Origin of the sequence: Rhizobium giardinii bv. giardinii H152, assembly GCF_000379605.1 — a bacterium.
Taxonomy (GTDB): Bacteria; Pseudomonadota; Alphaproteobacteria; order Rhizobiales; family Rhizobiaceae; genus Pararhizobium; species Pararhizobium giardinii.
Map to the genome: position 1 here is coordinate 1 of NZ_KB902754.1, position 1620 is coordinate 1620.

1 protein-coding gene and 1 pseudogene are annotated in these 1620 nt (G+C 56.8%); both read left to right on the top strand.

Translation table 11 applies throughout. The features are described 5' to 3' along the window. Positions 1–391: pseudogene (locus tag A3AY_RS39985) on the top strand (hypothetical protein); the annotation flags it as partial. An 11-nt stretch (positions 392–402) separates the two neighbouring features. After that, on the top strand, positions 403–1620 hold a 1218-nt coding region (locus A3AY_RS36835; protein WP_018329945.1), incomplete at its 3' end, for a hydantoinase B/oxoprolinase family protein.

Genomic DNA, 1620 nt, shown 5'->3' on the forward strand with positions numbered 1-1620 from the left:
CGATCCCGACCTGTCGTCGGACGAGGCAAGGAACGCACTCATCGAGAGCTTCCACCGTACGCACGAGCGGCTCTTTGAAATGCGTGACGAAGGCAGCGCAATCGAGTTCATCAGTTGGAAGGCCCGCTTGAGCGTCGAGACGGGTATCTCGCAGACAGCCAAAGACCCGGTTGGATACTCGGAGAATTTCTCCGGTCCGGAAATGTACCGCGACTGCTTCTTCGGTTCCAGCGAACCACTCAGGACCAGGATTCATCAGGGCGACAACATTAAGCCCGGCATGATCTTGCAAGGACCATGCATCATCGAAGAGCCTACGACGACTGTCGTCGTGTTCCCTGAAATGACCGCCCGCGTTACGGCCAATGGCCATTACCTTCTCACGTTCTGATCGAGGCTGATATGACCGACACAAATAACACTAAGCTCGATCCCGTCCTGACGGCAGTTCTAGCCAACCGGGTCGATGGCATCGTCCGCGAAATGACCAATACGATGCTGAAGACGGCACGATCCGCCGTCATCAACTCCGCGCGTGACTTCTCGTGCGCTATCGTGACCAGCACAAACGAATTATTCGCCTGCGCTGAGGGCCTGCCGATCCATATTTTCGGAACAGACCTGCAGACCAAAGTGATGTGCGACAATCACCCGGATATCGCTGAGGGTGACTGCTATCTCCATAACGACCCGTACTCTGGAAACACTCACGCCGCCGACCATGCTTTCATGGTGCCTGTGTTCTTCGAGGGCGAGCACCTATTCACGGCGGTTGCCAAAGCTCACCAGGCTGACTGCGGTAACAGCTTGCCCACGACCTATATGTCGATGGCTAAGGACGTTTACGAAGAGGGAGCGTTGATTTTCCCTGCGGTACGCATCCAGCGCGATTACAAGATGGTGGGTGACGTTGTGAACATGATGCAGAAACGCATCCGAGTTCCATCGCAGTGGTACGGCGACTTCCTGGCAGGGATCAGTTCTGCTCGCATCGCTGAGCGCCGACTTAAAGAGATGTGCGCAAAGTACGGCAAGGAAACGATAAAGACGTTTATTACATCCTGGCTGGACTATTCGGAGCAGCGCATGGTCAACGCCGTGCGTGCTCTTCCTGCGGCGAAGCTTGAAAACCATGGCCGCCACGACAGCATGCCGTTCCTTCCGGAAGGTATCCCGCTCCAGGTGAAGGTCGTGGTCGATCCAGACTCGGCCTATATCGACATCGACCTGCGCGACAATGTGGACAACGTGGATTGCGGTCTCAACCAAAGCGAAGCAACGGCGACCTCCGCGGTTTTGGCTGGTCTGTTCAACAGCTTAAATAGCGACGTTCCGCAGAACGCAGGGTCCTTCCGCAGGGTTCGCGTTCATCTCCGCGAAGGTGCGGTCGCTGGGATCCCAAAATTCCCGCATTCCTGCTCCGTCGCGACAACCAACGTGTCGGACCGTATGATCAATCTCACGGGGGCGGCATTCGCTCAGCTTGGGGATGGGCAGGGGTTGGCCGAAGGGGCCGTTGGCCCGGGGGTCGGTATGGCGGTCGTATCCGGTCGAGACCCACGCTTTAATGACGCTCCGTTCATCAATCAAATCCATCTCAACATTAACGGGGGGCCGGCG